This window comes from Algoriphagus halophilus (genome assembly GCF_041729275.1).
GTDB classification, from domain to species: Bacteria; Bacteroidota; Bacteroidia; order Cytophagales; family Cyclobacteriaceae; genus Algoriphagus; species Algoriphagus halophilus_A.
This window is the reverse complement of sequence record NZ_CP146486.1, coordinates 181602-201746: the sequence shown is the minus strand read 5'-3', so window position 1 is coordinate 201746 and position 20145 is coordinate 181602. Positions and strand designations below refer to the sequence as shown.

The 20145-nt window shown below is 37.3% G+C and carries 17 protein-coding genes and 1 pseudogene; 4 read left to right on the top strand and 14 right to left on the bottom strand.

What is annotated here, in order from left to right; translation table 11 throughout:
• Positions 1–20: 20 nt before the first annotated feature.
• The 13 genes from V8V91_RS01055 to V8V91_RS00995 form a co-directional block, all read right to left on the bottom strand.
• Positions 21–1739, bottom strand: coding sequence for a DEAD/DEAH box helicase family protein (locus tag V8V91_RS01055; protein ID WP_373398383.1), 1719 nt, complete (start codon positions 1737–1739; stop codon positions 21–23).
• A complete protein-coding gene (locus V8V91_RS01050; RefSeq protein WP_373400868.1) occupies positions 1705–2058 on the bottom strand; it encodes a hypothetical protein in 354 nt (117 codons plus the stop codon). Before V8V91_RS01050 ends, V8V91_RS01055 begins: the two co-directional genes overlap by 35 nt.
• Positions 1980–2381, bottom strand: coding sequence for a retron system putative HNH endonuclease (locus V8V91_RS01045; RefSeq protein WP_373398382.1), 402 nt, complete (start codon positions 2379–2381; stop codon positions 1980–1982). The genes V8V91_RS01050 and V8V91_RS01045 overlap by 79 nt, the downstream gene beginning before the upstream one ends.
• Entirely contained in the window at positions 2365–3663 is a 1299-nt protein-coding gene (locus V8V91_RS01040) for an AAA family ATPase (RefSeq protein WP_373398381.1), read from the bottom strand. Before V8V91_RS01040 ends, V8V91_RS01045 begins: the two co-directional genes overlap by 17 nt.
• Positions 3660–3842, bottom strand: coding sequence for a hypothetical protein (locus tag V8V91_RS01035; RefSeq protein ID WP_373398380.1), 183 nt, complete (start codon positions 3840–3842; stop codon positions 3660–3662). The genes V8V91_RS01040 and V8V91_RS01035 overlap by 4 nt, the downstream gene beginning before the upstream one ends.
• A gap of 136 nt (positions 3843–3978) precedes the next feature.
• Complete coding sequence (locus tag V8V91_RS01030) at positions 3979–4875, bottom strand: restriction endonuclease subunit S (RefSeq protein ID WP_373398379.1); 897 nt, start codon at positions 4873–4875, stop codon at positions 3979–3981.
• Entirely contained in the window at positions 4875–6875 is a 2001-nt protein-coding gene (locus V8V91_RS01025) for an N-6 DNA methylase (RefSeq protein ID WP_373398378.1), read from the bottom strand. The genes V8V91_RS01030 and V8V91_RS01025 overlap by 1 nt, the downstream gene beginning before the upstream one ends.
• Positions 6876–6923: 48 nt before the next feature.
• Positions 6924–7388 (bottom strand): hypothetical protein, encoded by a 465-nt coding sequence (locus tag V8V91_RS01020; RefSeq protein ID WP_373398377.1) that lies wholly within the window; start codon positions 7386–7388, stop codon positions 6924–6926.
• The gene (locus V8V91_RS01015) at positions 7385–8062 is read right to left on the bottom strand and encodes a DUF433 domain-containing protein (RefSeq protein WP_373398376.1); all 678 of its coding nucleotides are present in this window, start codon (positions 8060–8062) and stop codon (positions 7385–7387) included. Before V8V91_RS01015 ends, V8V91_RS01020 begins: the two co-directional genes overlap by 4 nt.
• A gap of 86 nt (positions 8063–8148) precedes the next feature.
• Positions 8149–8463: a hypothetical protein gene (locus tag V8V91_RS01010; RefSeq protein ID WP_373398375.1), complete on the bottom strand. Its 315-nt coding sequence runs from the start codon at positions 8461–8463 to the stop codon at positions 8149–8151.
• A gap of 35 nt (positions 8464–8498) precedes the next feature.
• Positions 8499–9128, bottom strand: a complete 630-nt coding sequence (locus V8V91_RS01005) for a hypothetical protein (RefSeq protein WP_373398374.1) — start codon at positions 9126–9128, stop codon at positions 8499–8501.
• Between the two features lie 337 nt (positions 9129–9465).
• Positions 9466–9945: a hypothetical protein gene (locus V8V91_RS01000; protein ID WP_373398373.1), complete on the bottom strand. Its 480-nt coding sequence runs from the start codon at positions 9943–9945 to the stop codon at positions 9466–9468.
• A gap of 944 nt (positions 9946–10889) precedes the next feature.
• Positions 10890–11279 (bottom strand): hypothetical protein, encoded by a 390-nt coding sequence (locus V8V91_RS00995; protein WP_373398372.1) that lies wholly within the window; start codon positions 11277–11279, stop codon positions 10890–10892.
• 964 nt (positions 11280–12243) lie between these two features.
• Here V8V91_RS00995 and V8V91_RS00990 point away from each other — a divergent pair.
• From V8V91_RS00990 to V8V91_RS00975, 4 genes and pseudogenes are all read left to right on the top strand, one after another.
• Positions 12244–13889 (top strand): annotated as a pseudogene (locus V8V91_RS00990) (DNA topoisomerase 3).
• Positions 13862–14620, top strand: coding sequence for a hypothetical protein (locus tag V8V91_RS00985; RefSeq protein ID WP_373398371.1), 759 nt, complete (start codon positions 13862–13864; stop codon positions 14618–14620). Before V8V91_RS00990 ends, V8V91_RS00985 begins: the two are co-directional and overlap by 28 nt.
• Before the next feature lie 1401 nt (positions 14621–16021).
• The gene (locus tag V8V91_RS00980; protein ID WP_373398370.1) at positions 16022–16858 is read left to right on the top strand and encodes an alpha/beta hydrolase; all 837 of its coding nucleotides are present in this window, start codon (positions 16022–16024) and stop codon (positions 16856–16858) included.
• A gap of 2 nt (positions 16859–16860) precedes the next feature.
• Positions 16861–17043: a hypothetical protein gene (locus V8V91_RS00975; RefSeq protein ID WP_373398369.1), complete on the top strand. Its 183-nt coding sequence runs from the start codon at positions 16861–16863 to the stop codon at positions 17041–17043.
• A gap of 1451 nt (positions 17044–18494) precedes the next feature.
• On the opposite strand, the gene V8V91_RS00970 is transcribed toward V8V91_RS00975, so the two are convergent.
• On the bottom strand, positions 18495–19790 hold the full coding sequence (locus V8V91_RS00970; protein ID WP_373398368.1) for a serine hydrolase domain-containing protein: 1296 nt from the start codon (positions 19788–19790) through the stop codon (positions 18495–18497).
• Positions 19791–20145: the final 355 nt, after the last annotated feature.

Sequence of the window (20145 nt, the reverse complement as noted above, 5' to 3'; positions counted from 1 at the left end):
AGTAGACTGATAGAAATGTTCTACCATAATTTCGGTTTTCTGTGCAATATTGTGTGGATGCAATCGCATAAAACGACCCAAAGCCTTTGCTGCTTTTTTCGCTCAACCTTTGGATCATCTTCAGATGCTTTTACTAGTTTATAAAATGTAGCATAGGAAGTATAGTTCTGTAATACATCCAAAATGAACCCTTCCTCGATAGCCTGTCGCATGGTGTATCTATGAAGAGGCTCTCCATTAGTAGAAAACAGCTTAATGGTTTTGTGTTTGGGTGTAGCTGTGAAAGCAAAAAAGCTTATATTTTTCTGCTTTCCTCTTTTCGCCATATTCCGATACAAAAGTTCCAAAGTCACTTCTCCTTCTTCGCCTGCTTTTGTAGCTGCTTCAAGGGCTAGATCTTCACCTCCAAGAACCTCTTTTAAATCAGCCGCAGTTTCGCCTGATTGTGAACTATGGGCTTCATCTACTAAAATGGCGTAATTTCTGGTTTTTAATAATCCTTTGGATTCTTCGCCTCGTTCCTCTGCAAGTTTTCGAAGTTGTTCCGTAACGAATGGGAATTTTTGTAAGGTGGTAATGACAATTGGTACTGAGTTCTCCAAAGCTTCTGCTAATTGCTTTGAATCTTTATCTATTTTTAAAACTACACCTCTTTTATGCTCAAATTGGTAGATTGTATCCTGTAATTGACGATCCAAAACCACACGATCAGTAATTACTACAACTGAGTCAAATAATTTGGTATTATCTGCTTTGTGTAAGGAAGATAGGCGATGCGCTACCCATGCGATAGTATTACTTTTTCCACTACCTGCAGAATGTTCAATCAAGTAATTGGTACCAACTTCATCTGACAATGATGTATTTATCATCTTTCGAACAGCCTGTAATTGGTGATATCGCGGAAAAATCATGGTTTCCTTTTTCACCTTTCTTCCTTCTTCGGTAAACCTTTCATCAATTTGTAGGTGAATGAATTTCCCCAGGATGTCCATTAAACTATCTTTTTGCAGTACTTCTTTCCAGAGGTAAGCTGTCTTGTAACTCAATCCTTCCTCATCTACCGGATTGCCTGCACCACCTTCATTACCTTTGTTAAATGGAAGAAAATAGGTTGCTTCTTTGGCCAACCGTGTTGTCATTTCTACCAGATCAGTATCTACTGCAAAATGCACCAAGGTTCTTTTCTTGAACTCGAAAATTAGTTCACGTGGATCACGATCATGACTATACTGGTATTTGGCATGATTGATATTCTGATGTGATAATTGATTTTTAAGCTCTAGGGTAATGAGTGGAATACCGTTTACACTTAAAACAACATCTATTGAATTAAGATTGCGAGAGCTATAATATAACTGTCTGGTAATTCCTAAAATGTTCTGACCATAGCGTTCCAACACTTCTGCATTCATGGAATGAGAGGGTTTGAAATATGCTAATTGTAATTGCTTACCATAACATTTAAACCCGTGACGAAGCGTTGAAAGAATACCATTTAGTTCGATCCATTTGGTGAGGTCATAGATAATTTGATTGGCAGTATTATCTCCTAAAATAGAATGCAGTTTAGCCCATACTTTAGGTTGCGTAACTTGAATAAAGGAAATAAGTGTTTCAGGAAATATTGCCTTTTCTTTATCGTAAGCAGAACTGGCTAATGAAACATATCCATTGGCTAACATTACCTGCTCAATGCTTTTCTCAAAGGCTATTTCTTTGGTTTGGGTATTCCTCATAAAACCTATTTATAAGTTTGCTATTTTTTTCGAGATAATATACCACAATCATACAATAAGGCTGGAGTTGATCAACATGCGAATCGCCTGCCCATTTATCTCTATATCTTACTAATTTTTCCTTATTTAATTTGCCTCTAATTCCTTTAAGGTAAAAATCTATAAATCCATTTAAAGTGCTTTTTCTTGCCTTTTTTAGTTCAGAATAGTTCAAATTAAGGACATCATTTAACTCACTATTTAGAATTCCATTATTTGAAAATATCTCACCGTCATTTTTATATTCAATATCTGAATGAATGATACCGGATGAACACATATGAAAATGGAATTCTTTATTTTTTTGAATGTGTCACAATGTTCATCAGCATTTGCTTTCATATTTCCCAAACAGGCTCCAAATAGATTGTTATATTCTAATTCTTTATCTGGATGCAAAGACTGAGATAGAAAATGTTCAATTTTCATTTTTGCCTCTGTTGCTTCAATTCTTCCCATACAATAGCAACAAATCCCTCTTTGATCTCTAACTAAAGAATTTCTCAGATCGTCTTTTTCCGCATAATTGTTATAATTTGAATGTTCCGAATTACGATGTTGAGTTAACGATCTGGGTTCATTTCCCTTAACTATCTTTTTCATCCTCTAAATCTTCTTCCAAAAATTGGATCATTGAATTAGTTCGAATAAGCTCTGGATCATGTTCTCCCAATATTTGTTTTAGTTCTGATATTAGCTTTTTAGCATCTTCAAACTTTTCATCATCAACGGATTTACTTAGCTCAATAAACTTTTTATTAATGTCAACATTCCTAATTGGAGCGTCTAATAATTCTTCCAAAACTCTTTGCGCATCTAATCCAAAAGCTACATTAGGTTTATAAACTTCTTCTTCATAATTCTTATCAATAATATTAATGGCTTTAGGATTGACCTCACCTATAATCTGAGGTGAATGCGTAGTGGCAATAAACTGGCAATTAGGGAAAGTCCTCGTTAAATCGCTGACTATCGTTCTTTGCCATTTGGGGTGCAGATGCAAATCAAGTTCATCAATCAAAATAACCGCCTCTCCTTCTAAAGGCCTATCGCTATGCATATTGGCAATAATCAACCTCCTTGCAATATCAAATACCAATGCTAACACGCCCCTCTCGCCATCTGAAAGCTGATTAAAATTTAAGACCTTATTAGATTTGGTAATGTAAAAGGTCAGTTCTTTTGAGATTTCATCTTCTACTAAATCTAGATCAGAAAAACCGGGTAAAAATGTATAAATGGTCTGTTCGATCAATTTTATAATTTTCGTGTGGTTCGGAGTACCTTTCGCTAATTCTTTTCTTACTTTAAACCATTCTGCAAACATTTTTACATTGAAAGCTCTGGTTTCAGACAAGGCATCAACATAGGCAGCAGCATAAAGAAGTCCAGACTTTACAGCTTTAGAAGTTTGACTGACTAATAAGGATCTCCTTGTTGAGAAAAACAAACCCAATTCCGGGATCTTACTGGTTCTTTTTATTTCGGGTTTGAATTCAGTGATATCTTCTAATGTGATACCTTCCTCTCTGATATTTGCGGTACTTTCCTTGGTGCGTTTCTTCTGCTCTGTGCTTATTGTGGTAAAATTCTTTGCTGATTTAGAATAAATGAAATCATAATCTTTATCGTCAAGCTTAAATGAGGTGTTTACATGTAGCTGATTGGTGTTAATATTGATGTCTGATTTCTTAAACGATTCACTCTTTATAATTGGGGATTTGATTTCTTTAAGAATATGCGTCAAGGACACTCTTAAAGTTTCCAAAACAGTGGTTTTACCAACTCCATTAATACCCACTATGAGGTTAAACCCAGGTTGAAACTCTAGCTTTGCATGTGTAAAACCACGCACGTTGGTCAGCTCTAGTGTCTTAATTCTCATGATAAGTTTGCATTTAACTCGCCATTAACTGCTGCTGATATTATGGCTGCTCGTTTTTCCTTTAAAAGATCAACCGATAATAAAACCTTCTTTTTTAGAGCATTAAACTTTTCAAAATATGAGTCTAATGAATCGACAATTTTTTCTTGTTCATCATAATTAGGAACAACAACAATCATATTAGCATATTTTTTACCGCTAAAATTTTGAATTGTTGCTTGTATACTATCAATATAGATTTGATTCCAATAAGACTAGAGAGCGTATAGTAATACATATACTTTGGACTAATTTTAGCATTACATCTTATACGAATCAAATATCCAGCATATGCGGATATCCCATATTCTTTTTTATATAAAAAGATTTTCCAACGGTAGCACCACTCCTTGCTAGTAAGATATCACCGTCTTGTAAGAGATATTCTTCAGCAACCTCCAAAGGAATTGACCTAAATGTTTCTTCTTTTAAATCTCCATTTTCATCAATATCCGTTATTCTAATATATCTGGGATCATTATGATTATCATCTTCTGCGGCCTCATTTGCTCCATATTTCAAGCCATTAGTTAAATACTTCAATTTCACCACTTTCCAATGTTTTGGAATCTCTCCTAACCATTCAACTCCTGAATCTTTCATGCAGACATTCATATCTAACCCTTTGGTGACTGCTTGATTAATTACTGCTTTTTTCTTTTCATCGAGAATGGCTATGAGCTGATTTTTCTTGTCAATTAAGGCATCAATTTTAGCTACTTCAGTATCAAGGTAGTTCGCAATTTTGTTTTGAATATTTAAATCGTGAATAGGCAATACTAGATTAGAAATATCTTCTGTGGAAACAGCTGAGTAAGTTGTCCCAGTTTCTAGATATTTTAATTGAACCCTAACAGCATGCAGGGCCCACCATAAAAACTCTTGTGAGTTATTATTTTTGGCTCTAATAGAGCAAAGGCCTCTACCTATACCAATTTTTTGATTGTTTATGTTGATTTCTCCAACGGGAGCTCTTACGGAAAAAAGGATATCATTCTTAAAAGAAAATTTATTTGGAGAAAGACTATATATAATAGGAGAAGGATACTTTTCTCCAAATTCTGCCGTGCCTTGAAGAAATGGAATGCCTTCATCTTCAGTTGTGTACTCAGAAGAAGGTGGAGACTGGCCCATTTCTATGCTAGCAATATATTTTAACCTAATCTGGTTCATTAAATTTTAGATGAAAGATTCAATATTTCTAATATTTCCTTTTCAATCTCACTCAACTCTTTATTGATAACATCTAAAGAGCGATTTTCGGTGTTTTTGAAGAAATAACGGTTGAAATTGATTTCATAGCCTATTTTATCTTTAGAACGGTCCATCCATGCATCTGACACAAAGGGCAAAACCTCGTTTTTGAAATAGGTTTCAATATCAATTTTCAAAGGAATGTTTTCAAAGTCTCTCAGGTCTGCATCCGCTTCAAAGTCAGTCTTTCCTTTTTGTACTTTTGCAGCTTCCGGATCCTTATCAGTAAATACATTGCGGAAGACTGTCAATTCTCTTGCCGACCATTTCTGTTTGTTAATTTTTTTAATGTCTTTCAATACCTTATTCCAGTCCATCAGGATCTCCTGCCCTAACTTCTTGTCGATAGCCTGAACATCTTCCAGTAAATGAGGACAAGCGTCCAAAAAGGCTAACTTTCGTTCGGAGGTCATTTGGAATTTTAAGCGTAATGGACGTTCTACCGTTACCCTCGTAAATCCGAAATCATTGTTGTCAAACAATTTGGAATGTTTAGTGTCTTCAAACTGGCCATATTCAGCAACAATCTCTTTTATTTGGTTAGGCTCTATCACATGGATAATACCATCATCAACCTCTCCTTCTCCTATTTTCCTGCGTTTGCTTCCTTGGCTCTTGCGCATGGGGATATAAAATTCCCTAGCATCAAACAGCTGAATTTTACCTTTTCGGTTTTTAGGTTTCCTGTTGGTTAAAACCCAGATATATGTATTGATACCCGTGTTATAAAACATCTGCTCGGGTAAAGCTATGATGCCCTCCAACCAGTCATTTTCAATAATCCATTTTCGAATATCACTCTCACCCGAACCGGCTCCTCCTGAAAACATAGGAGAACCACTAAATACAATTGCTAAGCGAGATCCGAATTTCTTTGCAGCAGGTTCGTAAGGCTCAAACTTGCTGATCATATGCTGTAAAAACAACAAAGCACCATCGTTTACACGGGGTAAACCTGCTTCAAAACGTCCTGTTTTATCCCGATCTATTTGGGGTTTCTGTTTTTTCCAATCAACACCAAAAGGTGGATTGGCTATCAAGTAATCGAATTTTTTATCTGGAAACTGGTCATCCACTAATGTGTCGCCAAATAAGATTGTATCTTCTTGTATAAGCCTATCTGAAGGATCAAGTTTAATGAGTAAATCAGCTGCTGCTGTTGCAAAAGCACGCTTATTATAGTCTTGTCCATAAGCGATCAAAATGGCATCTTCATTTGTTTTTTTTACGTGCTCTTTTGCTTCAGATAACATTCCTCCTGTTCCACAGGTAGGATCTAAAATTTCACGTATTACTGATTTACCTTTTAAGAAATCGTCATCATCGTGAAATAAAATATCAACCATTAATTTGATGATCTCACGAGGGGTAAAGTGATCTCCAGCTGTTTCATTAGCTAACTCATTGAATCTCCGAATAAGATTTTCAAATATTAACCCCATATCCCTGTTTGATACCATACTGGGATGTAAATTGACTTTTGCAAATTCAGAAATGATTAAGTACAAAATATTGGCATCATTCATTGCAAATATTTCTTTCTCAAAGTCGAAGTATTCGAAGATCTGTCTCACATTAGGAGAAAATCCATTTATATAACTTACTAAATCCTGAGCTATGCTATCTGGAGCACCTTTCAATTTTTCAAAAGTAAAAGGAGAGGTATTGTAAAATTTTTGATCGGTAATTTTCTGGAGCCTAGAGCTTAATACTGAAGGCGGAATTTCATTATTAAATTTAATTTTTAAGCTTGTATGTTCTTTTAAGACTTCCTGTTTTGTCCTTTCTAATACAGAATCAAAACGACGGAGAACAGTCATAGGAAGCATTACCCTTTCATATTGAGGAGGACGGTATGGCCCTCGTAAAAGATCTGCAATATCCCAAATGAATTTGATATGTTGTTGATGTGTCGTCATTCTTAATTAATAATATGTAACTCGAGGTTTTGAGGTTAAATTTTTAATTCAAATCGTTTTTTGAATTAATGAAACTAGAAAAGCTTTAATATCTCTTTCAAAAACCTTCTTTAATTTCCCAGTAACATAGACCTCATACCCAAAAGGCCTCTTCTCTTCTACCGCAATTTTAGTGATTTCTGTCCAAGAACGAGCAAGCATTTCCACCATTTGCCAGACACAAAGACCAGATTTTTTGGTTTTTGCCCTCAGAAAAAATATCCCAAGCTTATGCTCTCTCAGCAGGGAGATTTCATGTTTACGGCGATTCAGATGAATATCGGTCGTGATTACACAAGCTTTTAATTTCCCGATCTCTGGTATCCAGTCTTTATCCTTGCTACCATACCCAAAATGGTCAGGAAGGTGTTTGACTTCCAAAGGAATTCCTGTTTTCAAAGATTCAGGTCCCTGGATCAACTGAAATCCAGGTGCCAAATGCCTAGGGATATTTTCATCAGTAAAGATGATCATGCCGCATACTTACAAAACGCAATAGCATCCTCAGCCTCTTTCTCCGTGATCTGATAAATGTGGGCAATGTAGGGGACTGGATCGCCTGCTTGGAAGTGTCCAAAGATAGTCTCAGGATAGATGTTCTTGCCTTCTATAATAGGGTGACCAAACTTTCGACTTGGGTCAATCACTATCGCATGTTCTTTCCCCATTGGCCACAGCTTAGATACTACGTCCTCCCTATCGAAATCCAGTTTCTTGAAAAAGACAGAAATAATATCCAGATTGAATTGATCTGAACCATTTAGAGAAACCACATCAGCCCCATTCTTCCAATATATTAGTTTTCCATCCGTTTTGATTTCCTCCAGAACTCGCTTCTGAGCAAATGGAAAGGCAGTATCATAGATATGGCTTAGCTTCTTATGGGCTTTAAGCACTTCGGTGGTCTTGACTCCTTGATCCGCCAGCTGGACCATAACATAGAGTTCCACGACTGTATGGAAACTTACAGCACGGGATCCATCAGTATTCCAAGAGTATCGTGTCTGAAATTCCTTTCCAAGCTGCCCGTCCCAATACTTGTCCACGTATCTATGAACCTTAGCATAAGGAAGATGCAGGATAGTGGCGGCATCCCGAAGGGTGTATATCCCCTGTCCTATCTGTGGTTTGTTTTCGAAAGTAATCATGGTTTGGAGTTCTAAAGATACTAGATTATACGGGTTGCATTAGCCATTGGTGGAAATTCAGACATGGGTTGCCAGTTATTTGAAAATCAATCAGCGGAAACTTCACCATTTGGAATATTCTTTTCCTTACAATAAGTTTCCATTTCAGTGTCACTGCTAAAATAGGTATCACAATATTCATCCAACTCCTTTTCCGTAGACTTATAATATCTCTCCTGAGCAGTTAATAAGCGATCCGTTTGCTCTATAAACTGTTCAAATTCCTTATTGATCTTACAAAGTTTATCTATGGTCTTAAAATCAAGATCTCTGTAAGTTGCTGGATAAAGCACTTTACTTTTATAAGCATTCGCATTTAATTCAATAATTCCAATTCCAAAAGACTGATTAAGTCGTTCCATTTCATCAGTCAAACTATCACTGAATTCAAATGCAACTAGGTAACCATAATTTGCCCAACTGGAATTTGATACCGCTTGGAAGTAGGCTTTTTAAGCTCAGAGTCAGAGTTGATCTCTTTTTTGATTTCGTACGAACTTAACTTAAAGGTATCTACCCTGTTGATTGACTTTAAGAAGTTTTGACTGACTTTGGTTTGGAGGTTTAAAAATTTAACCCCGACCATATCAGGATGTGTCCAGATTTGATTGCTGTCGCTTCCATATTTGGACTGCTCATGGAAAATAGTTTTAGAATAAATTTTCGTATTCTTCAAATAACTACTCAGAAGTCTATGTAGATCCCTTTCATGATAGGATTTAACCTTAGTCTTTTTTGGATTAGGGTTGCTAATCTCAGTTTCCCCACTTAAAATCTCTATCCCAATTTCCTGCTCATTTTTGGCAAGGTAATAAGAATAGGTTCCTCCAGATTGCTTTATCCTTTTGACTCTGGCATCTCCATTTCTGATAAAATCGCCAAGAATGGCGGATACAGTTGCTGAAGGTGTTTTATTATTGTCAAATGTGTAATATCCATTTGCAACAATATGGTTATAGACCTCTTGGTAATTTGTTATTGCTTTTATCTCATCCAGACTTCTGAGGATTGCTTCTTTTACGGTCATTGAAAATGGGGTTTATCAAAAATTGTTAATAATGAAAAATAAGGATCAGAATTATTTCTTGGTTTCCTTTATAAAACCATACAAGGGTAAACTCATTTAATTATAGGAAAAATACCAGCTAATTCGCAAAAGCCAAATAGTTCTTTTTTTAAAAGGTTGTTTGGAGTTCTTGTATTTGGAACTCTTCCCATTATTCTTTGAAAGTCATTATATTCGATGGTTGGAGGTTCAAACCCTTCATATACAGCATTAAATAAAGGCTTAGTAACTATAAAAACAGGCCATTTTTCTGATTTAGTTTGGTATTCCTCGTTCCATTTAGCTACAATTCTTTCTCCTATCTTTTTTTGTTTTTCAGCAGTATAGTTTTTAAACCTATTAATTTCTTTAAATGAATCAAATTTTGAAATAGTCTTTTCAAAAGGAATGGGGGATTTCCCTCAATCATACAATTATTTGGAATCACAAAATTGTTTTCTCTATACCACCTATATGCATTATAATGTGTTTCAAATCGCTTGTAAACTTTAAGAATTGATACGAGTCTATATTTTGATTGTGAATTGCCATTGCTATTAAGAGAAATATAAATTACAATGTCATTAGGAAATAGTTTCGGCGCAAAAGAGTTTTGACGGCATAATGCAGATATCGAAGGGAATGGATTTTCAAAATCAGGTTCTCTTCTACAAGATCCATCTACATATGGATGTATTCCAAATTCAATAGCTGCTTTTTTACCCAATTCGTTGGAGCATAGTGGGTGATAAGAGTTAAGCTTGATTTTTCCTATATATCCAAAATTAACTTCCTTCATTCCTATTCCATTAAAATTTCAATACAAAAACTTTCAAAAATACTTTCTACATAAGGCTGCTTTTCTTAATCATCTGGAATATTACCTTCTCCTGAAATAGGAGGAAGATATTTTTAATTTTTCTGATATATATCAGAAATAATAATTTTGTAGTCAATAAAAACCCTAAATGGTAATATCAGGATATCTATACCATTAAAAAATACCCAGTACTGGGTATATTTGACCTACTTCCTGCCCTGAGGGTAGTTATATATTCCGCTTTCCTATTCTCCAGAAATTTGTAATACCCCCACCTCCGAGGTACCCCTACCCACCTTCGAGGTACCCTAGTTGGGCCAAAAGGGTACCAAGTTCTACTTTTTGCATAGGCAGTTACTCTTTTCGGGTACTGAGTTATTCTCTATGGTGAACTAGTGGTGTACAGAGAGTAACCGAATATACTTTTTGAATAACTAGATATTCTTTTTGGTGACAGCTTTACTCTAGTTGAATACCTGGTTACTCTTTGAGGATAACGAGGTATTCTCTTTTGGGTTCAAGTTGGCTTTTTAGTGTAATCTTTTGTTCTCTAAGCGTACCGCGATATTCTACTTGAATACTTGATTGGATGATTTGATGAGGAATATGTTATGGAAATTCTCTGTGATGCATTTGCGGTTTCTGTGGCTTTGCAGTTTAGAAAAATTGCACATATCAGTGTCTCCAATCACTTTTCTGTTTGTAGAGACACAAACGGAGGTAAGAAAAATATAAAACCTTCGAGGTGTTTTAAACCTCAAAGGTTAGATTATTCTCTGGGGCTTTGCGAAAGAAAATAGATTTCTCCTTTCAGTCGAAATGACCTTTGGAATCCTCCCACACCGGCGTATTGAATTCCTAAAATAGATTTGCGCGGGAGGCTAATTATGTGGTTATTCTTTACCTCAGGTTAAAACCTGGAGCTATTTATTTCGCAGCTCGGGAGCTTTTTCCTGAAATAATTTTGGTTCTCTGATAAATGAGGAATATACGGTAGCCAAAACAATTAGAATTGCAATTTCGGCAGGTTTTCCCTTATACATATGGATTAAAACAGTAAATGTCATGTACAAGACCAACATGGATGTACCAATCAGTATTGTCTTGCGGTATAAGAAAAGGGCAACTCCAATTAAAATAAAAATTCCAGTGACAATCATTACAGTACTACTTTCTACGATCTTTCCTGTTTGGTCGTGGTTAATAAGTTTATCAAGCCCATTTGGAATGTAGAACAATACGATTAACAAGGAAGGTATCCATAACAATATCCTGATTAGGATTTTATCTATTCCAGATTTTTGTTCAGCCATTATTCTCTCAGTTTTCGATCTGTTTGTTCAAAATGTTTGCCAACCTTTGAATTCAACCAAGTCCCTGGCTTCCAATATATTTTAAGGTTTGAAATATGTAAACGTAAAATTTATTATATCCAGTCTAGACAAATATGACAGAGTGTTCAAAGAACCAATCAGCTCAAGTTTTATGCTAATAGAAACTTTAATGAGGATCATAAGTCTATTAGGCATCTTCCCGCACCGGCGTTTTGAATTCCTAAAATAGATCTGGGCGGGAGGTGGATATATGGTTATTCTTTACCTCAGGTTAAAACCTGGGGCTTTATATTTTATGAAGACACAAAAGAAGGTAAGAAAAATATAAAACCTTCGAGGTGTTTTAAACCTCAAAGATTAGATTATTCTCTGGGGCTTTGCGAAAGAAAATAGATTTCTCCTTTCAGTCGAAATGACCCAGGAGTACTCCCGCACCGGCGTATTGAATTCCTAAAATAGATTTGCGCGGGAGGTAATTTTTTGGGATTCCTTTTACCATGGGTTAAAACCCATGGCTAATAACCTAACGCTCCTCCGGAGCTTTTTCTGATATAATCTTCTTAGCGGCATACTTTGCGTTCTCTGCGCCTTTGCGGTAAATAATTAAAAATCCCCGATGTGAGTGTCTCCACTCACATTCTTTTTCTGGAAAGAAAATAGATTTCTCCTTTCAGTCGAAATGACCTAGGAATCCTCCCGCATAAACGAAATTATTTCCAAAAGATGTTTCTGGTCGGGAGTCAATTAGTTGGTTTCTTAATAGCCCCGGGTTTAGCCACGATAGCTATCGGGCCCAGGGCTATATAGATTCGAAACATGATCTTCGGATTTAAAAACCTTCGAGGAGATCCCTCTCTCGTCTAGGACGGTTCGGGATGACACCCCAAAGGTTGTTGGAATAAAATTATAAGCTATTGGCCTTCACGGGTTACTATTTTTTCAGATGTTTTACTACGCCAACCTGCTGTTGTGCTTAGGCTTATTTTTAGATTTGCTTCAGATGAAAGTTTGTATTGCAGAAAAACCAAGCGTTGCCCGTGAAATAGCGGCTGTACTTGGAGCGACTTCTAAGCATGATGGATATTACGAAGGAAATGGATACATCGTCACCTATACGTTTGGTCACTTTTGCACTTTATTGGAACCGAACGATTATCAAGCCCATTGGAAAGGTTGGCATCTCAGTCACCTTCCCATGCTGCCCGAAAAGTTCAAAACCAAAGTGGTGGACAGTGCCGGGATCCAAAAGCAATTCAACATTGTAAAAAAGCTATTTGAAACAGCCACAGAGGTGATTAACTGTGGGGATGCCGGCCAAGAGGGAGAGCTGATTCAACGATGGGTCATCGAACAAGCAGGATACAAAGGCGAAGTCAAACGCTTATGGATCTCTTCTTTGACCACTGAAGCAATTAAAGAAGGATTCGAAAAGCTACAACCTTCCTCTAAATACGATAATTTATACTATGCGGGATATTCCAGGGCCATTGGCGATTGGTTATTAGGGATCAACGCCACACGCTTATATACCGTCAAATATGGGGGATACAAACAAGTATTGTCCATCGGGAGGGTTCAAACTCCTACCCTCGCAATGATCGTGAACCGGTTTAAGGAAATCCAAAATTTTCAACCTCAACCTTATTGGGAATTACAAACGGTCTATCGAGAAACCACCTTTAATTTTGAAGAGGGCAAATTTTTAAAGAAAGAAGACGGGGAAGCTTTTGCAAACCAGGTGAAAGCGCATGACTTTGAAGTAGTCTCCATTGAAAAGAAAAATGGAAAAGAATATGCACCAAAGCTTTTTGACTTGACTGGTTTACAGGTGTATTGCAACAATAAGTTTGGGCTTTCTGCTGATGAAACACTCAAAATAGCCCAGCAGCTATACGAGCAAAAAGTCATTACTTACCCAAGGGTAGATACTACGTTCTTGCCCGATGACATCTATCCCAAAGCACAGGGAATACTGAAGAACCTGACCAAATATGAGGATTTGATTCGCCCTGTTTTAGGCAAAAAACTAAAAAAGTCCACCAAGGTTTTTAATGATAAAAAAGTAACCGATCACCATGCCATCATCCCAACAGGAATTCAGGGAAATTTGTACGGGAATCACCTTAGAGTATATGATATCATTGCTAGGAGATTCATCGCCATATTTTATGGGGATTGCTCGGTGGCCAATACTACGGTCATTGGAAAGGTGGATACCGTTTCTTTCAAAGCAACCGGAAAGGTAATCTTGGAAAAAGGCTGGAAAGTTGTTTTTGAAACTACTGACGGAAAAGATAAAAAGGAGAAAGACGAGCTCCCCTCTTCAAAAAAGGAGAAAAAGGACCTCATGAACCTTCATTCTTAGAGAAAGAAACCAAACCTCCTAAGCACTTTACGGAAGCGACTTTGTTGAGAGGTATGGAAACTGCCGGCAAGCAAGTGGACGATGAAGAGATGCGGGAACTAATGAAAGAGAATGGCATAGGACGTCCTTCCACCCGGGCAAGTATCATTGAAACGCTTTTTAAACGACAGTACATAGAGCGGAACAAAAGCAGATTTTGCCCACTCAAACCGGGATTCAATTGATCGAAATCATCCGGAATGAGCTATTGACCTCGGCTGAGCTAACAGGACAATGGGAGAAGCAATTGAGGGAAATTGAAAAAGGGAAGTTTCATGCAGGTTCTTTTGTCAAAAACATGAAGCTCATGGTGGAGCATTTGGTATATGAAGTGATGCGGGAGCAAAGTCAAACCATCATTTCCCCTTCCACCGAATCCAAAGCTTCTGAAAAAGGAAAAACTCCAGAAAAAGAAAAAGCACCCACTACTGTGGTGGGACAAACTTGTCCAAAATGTAAGGAAGGCTCCTTGCTGAAAGGCAAATCAAGTTATGGATGCAGCGCTTATAAAAAAGGCTGCAACTTGTTACTTCCTTTTTCATTTGAAGGAAAGAAAATCTCAGAGAAACAGTATGTTCGGTTGCTCCAAAAAGGTGCTACTGTCAACTTAAAGGGCTTTAAAACGGAGACGGGTGAAAAAGAAGGGTTGATTCGCTTCGATGATCAGTTTCAACTCCTATTAGAAGAAAAGAAAGAAGCGAATTCTTTAACATCTAAAAAATCTACTCCTGTCATCCCTTGTCCCTTATGCAAAAAAGGAACGATTATCAAAGGTAAAAAAGCCTATGGATGCAGTGCCTACAAAGAAGGTTGCAATTTTAGATATGCTTTTAACACCTTGCGTGAAAAAGCGAATAAGAGACCATTAACTGAAGAGCTGGTAATATCCTTATTTAAGGAAAGTGTAGGGATTTAATTTAGGGTACAGTACTTCCCCTATGTGAGTGTCTTCACTCACATTCCTTTTTTGTTTTGGTGAATGAATTTATTTACCATTTTTCCCAAAAGGCAAGCAATCATCCTCCCGCACTGGCGCTTTCAATTCCTAAAATAACTTTGCGCGGGAGGCTATTTTTTTGTGGGATTCTTTTAACCATGGGTTAAAACCCATGGCTAATGAGCTTTCGCTCCTTTGGAGCTTAATGTTTGTCTGGAAACCATTTAACGACTTGTTGCCCATGTGAGTGTCTTTACTCACATTCCATTTTTTGTTTTGGTGAATGAATTTATTTACCAATGTTCCCAATAAGGTAAGCAGTCCTCCTCCAGCACAGGCGCTTTCAATTCCTGAAATAACATTGCGAGGGAGGCTAATTTTAAGTTTTGATCAAAGTTAGGTTACAGTTATTGGCCCCTTAGGGGTCAAAGCTTTATAGCCCTGGGTAAATAAGAAGTAACAATTCCACAGCGCTGGCCCGGTTTTATCATTAGAAGTCCTAAATGATTTGCCAGCAAGATGAAAACGAATTAGTGAAAAAAATAAGGAATTCGATTCCATTAAATTCTTTGCTATTTGTTGCACATGTGAGTGTCTTCACTCAAATTCCTTTTCTGTTTTGGTGAATGAATTTATATATCAATGTTCCCAAAAAGGAAAGCAGTCTTCCTCCCGCACAGACGATTTCAATTCCTAAAAAAACTCTGCGCGGGAGGTTAATTTTATGGGAATCTTTTAACCATGGGTTGACACCCATGGCTAATGAGCTATCGCTCCTTTGGAGCTTAATGATTGTCTGGAAACCATTTAACGACTTGTTGCCCATGTGAGTGTCTTCAAATTCCATTTTTGTTTGGAGGTAAAAGCAGATAAGGATATAAAAAATGCTCCTGATACTACTCATGGTCATCCTCCCGCAAATGCGCTTTCAATTCCTAAAATGATTATGCTCGGGAGGCTAATTTTTTGGGAATCCTTTAACCATGGGTTGAAACCCATGGCTAATGAGCTATCGCTCCTTTGGAGCTATTTCTAAATTATTCTTCTTCGCTGTATACATTGCGTGCTTCGCGGTTTTGCGAGAGAAAATAGATTTCTCCTTTCACTCGAAATGACACAGGAATCCACCAGAAAATATGAAATTAATTCCAAAAGATGTTTCTAGGCGGGAGTCATCTATTTTGGTTTCTTAATAGCCCCAGGTTTAAACCAGGGGCTATTCACATTCTTCATCTGTTTGTGGAGAACTGATTTTAGAAATACGTTTTCTAGCCTACTGGCAGGAAGTTATCCTCTCTATTGAACCATATTCATAAACAGAACGATTGGACAACTTCTTACTTTCACCTACTTTTACTAGAGACCTAAACCCATTAACCTATGAAAAGGAATATTCTATTCATCTTACTTCTATTTCTTGGAATAACTGTTGTCCAGGCACAAAAAGGAACCAAAGAGCGAATCAAAGTTCATAGCAGCGCATTGGAAGGCAACTTGATCGGTGACCCTGCAGACCGAGACGTGACAGTCTATCTCCCTCCTTCCTATCAAACTAATCCGAACAGACATTTCCCGGTGCTTTACATGCTCCATGGATTTACTGACAACGATTCCCAATGGTTTGGGTGGGAAGATCATTGGATCAACCTACAAAATGTCATTGAACAATCCCTCGCATCGGGAGCTTCAAAAGAGATGATTGTGGTGATGCCCAATGCTTTCAATACCTTTAAAGGAAGCATGTATGCGAGTTCGGCGACCATTGGTGACTGGGAAACCTTTGTCACCAAAGAGCTGGTGAATTATATCGACTCCAACTATAGAACTATTTCCAACAAAAACAGTAGAGGGCTTGCAGGACATTCCATGGGAGGATATGGCACTCTTCGTCTAGGTATGAAATATCCTGAAGTTTATACTGCTATTTACGCCCTAAGCCCATGTTGTATGGACGGTGGAGCAGTGACCAATCCTGAGATGATTTCAAAATTGGAGAAATTCACACCAGATCAACTACAGGATGCCTCTTTTTTCGAGATAGCAGCACTTGCCACATCTGCGGCCTTTGCACCCAATCCTCAAAACCCTCCCTTTTATTTAGATCTCCCTGCAAAAGACGGTTCTCCTAGACAGGAAATTATCAATAAAATCATCGCCAATCGAACGCTCAACACGATTGATCAATATATCCCAAACCTAAAAAGCTTAAAGCAATAGGAATGGATGCAGGCACCGAGGATAGAGGCATCAACGAGGCTACCAAAAAGCTACATGGAGTATTAGATGCTTACCAGATCAATCATTTTTATGAAAGCTACGAAGGTGATCATATCAACCGCATTGCAGAACGTATTGAAACTAAAGCCTTGCCTTTCTTTTCAGAAAATCTTGTTTTTCAGTAATTCTCCGAAAACGCAAGGAATTTCTCCACGTCTCCATGGTTAAAAAATTTCATTCTCACATCTAAGCGTAGGCCACGATACCTATAGTGTTCATCTACGCTTTCCTATTCTTTTGGGGTTTGTAACTCTTTAATTTATACCTCCTTGTACCGAATTTGTATCGTTTTTTATCTATCATTTTAAATACCAAATATTTACACATTCAGTATCGGAAATAGGCCATAAAAATACTTTATACATTTCATATAAAATATAAACCATTTTTAATACCTAAAACTGTAACCTTATCTCGTAGGTCGTTCGTTAAATGGGTAATGAGAAAAATTGCCATAATATCCTCAGTTCTACTACTTAATCTGATTTTCCTTACATCAGGAACTATTGAGATCGGATTGGCAAGTTCTCTAAGTTTTCAAGTTAAGGGATTCAGGAAACTGAAATAGTAAATACTAGAGTTCAGAGCTATCATTTTACTTCTGCCACCAAACAATGCGAAATCTCAGCTAATCCTAAAACCGAAACCTTCACCTTTTTCTCCTCAGTACTTCCAAAGAGAATTTCTTTAGAATTTGTCAGTAAAAATCCCCTTTTCATTAGACACTGTAGTTTTTTGATCTGAAAACCTGCTGAGATCTATACATAGATCCAATCAGTTCCAAGTTTCTAAAATTAAATCTTTCAACTTTTCAATTCATTTCTTATGAAGAAGAGAAAAACTATGCTCGATTACTGCAAAACCATCCTAAAAGCTGTCTCATTTAATCAAAAGCTATTTAAAAAAGAATATCGAAAGGCATTGCTTTGGCTATCACCTGATGAGGGAAGAGAGCTTAAATACTGGTTACGTAGCGAGATTATAAGGCCAAAAATGAAAACAAAAACCCAGAACAACGAAAGGTATCTGAATAGTTACTCCATGTCTATTTAAGATCTACAGATTCTGGATTAAATGCTAATAGCATTGGGATACAGCCGCCGTTCGTTCCTTCACGAGCGGCGATTTCTATTTGTGGAGAATGAATTAATATACCAATGCTTCCAATAAGGCCAGACAGTACTCCTCCCGCAAATGCGCTTTCAATTCCTAAAAAATCTGCGCGGGAGTCAACTATTTTGGTTTCTTAATAGCCCCGGGTTTAGCCACGATAGCTATCGGGCCCGGGGCATATAGGAAGTAACAATTCCACAGCGCTGGCCCGGTTTTATCATTAGAAGTCTTAAATGATTTGCCAGCAAGATGTAAACGAATTGGTGTTAAAAAATAAGGAATTCGATCCCATTAAATGCTTTACTTTTTTTGCCCATGTGAGTGTCTTCACTCACATTACTTTTCTGGAAAGAAAATAGATTTCTCCTTTATGTCGAAATGACTTAAGGACATTCTAAAGTGCTAAAAGGTAAATCTAGGATCATCAAGCTTTTTAACCCTCAATGGATGATCGGTTTAAGATTTACTTCAGCTCTGCTTGATAAAATACATCTTGTAGGGCTTCTCGAATGCCCAAACTGTACAGTTTCTGATGATCTCTGGAAGGATATACTCGATTAGACAGGAATATATAGGTGATCTTTTTCACTGGATCGGCCCATACGAAAGTTCCAGTGAATCCAGAGTGTCCAAAGCTTTCCGGACTAGCCAAGGGTGATGGATAGGCTTCAGCTATCGGGAGTTCGGAATTATTCAAAAGCGGTTTATCAAAACCTAATCCTCTACGGTTCTCATTTTCTGGATACTGCACTTCGGTAAACTCTTTGACGGTTTCGGCTGAAATTAGCTGCTTTCCATCTACCTTCCCATAATTTTGATACAAGAGCATCAACTTAGCCAAGTCATCAGCTGTAGCGAATAAGCCCGCATTTCCGGAAACTCCTCCTTTTAAAGATGCATTTTCATCATGCACCCATCCATTGACCAAAGTTTTTCGAAAAAGAGAATCTACTTCTGTTGGAACGATGGCATTGGGGTAATTTTTCTTTTTTGGTAAATAACCCAAGGTATGACTTCCTATCGGCCCATAGAAATTCTCTTCTAAATAAGTTTGGTAGTCAGTTCCTGTAATCTGCTCGATCAAACTCGGGAAAATTAAAAAAGTGAGACCCGAATACAGGTATTTTTTTTCATCTGAAACATCAGATCGATTGATGATACGGTTCATTTTCCGTTCAAACCGATCGTTGATATACAATCCATCGAATACTTGCCCATGAAATCGTCTTCCGGAAGTTTCATGCATAAACCTTCTTTTGACTTTGCCATTTTTTCGGACTACCTCATTCAAAAACACGATATAGGGAACCAAACCAGCCTGATGGGCCAAAATCTCCCGAAGAGTAAGGTCTTTTTTGTCTTTTCGTTTGCTCCAGGGTTCCCAATAGGTACTAAAAGGTTTATCCAAATCAAGTTTCCCCTCATCCACCAACTTCATTAAGGCAGGCAATGGTCCAGAAATTTTGGTCACTGAAGCCAAATCATATAAGTCATTCAATGAGACAGCCTGGAGATTATCATAGGTATGAAATCCATAGGCCTTGTGAAAGATCACCGTATCGTTCTTGGCCACCAACACCTGCGCCCCTGGAAAAGCCATACTATCGATCCCCACTTGCATGATGGAATCCACTTGCTGGTTGATAAACGCTTCATCAAATCCTAATTGTGATGGGGACGCATGTACAAGTTCTTGCTGGGCAAATCCCAGTTGAATTAGGAACATGAATAGGAAAAATGAAGTAGCTATTTTTTTCATTTGAGTAATTTTTCTAAAACTATTTAAAAAACATTAGGCTGAATAACCGGCCATAAGATTAAACAAAACTTACCAATAAAATTTCTGAAAGAAAACCCCTTCAAGCAGTACGAGAATCGTTTTCGCATTGAATCCTATAGTTAAATTTCATCTAAATGAAGTAACCTAGATCTTACTTCTATGAAATTGCTTGCTATCATGGTTTAAGAACTGGGAATTGAATCCGGTCCAAAAAGAGTTGCTTAGCGAATCTTTTTTCTGTTTAGTACAAAAAAACTACCAGGAAGCCCCGGTAGTCTTTTTAAAAATCAGCCTAATAATCTTTAAAGCTGTTAGGTTGGTATGTGGGTGATAA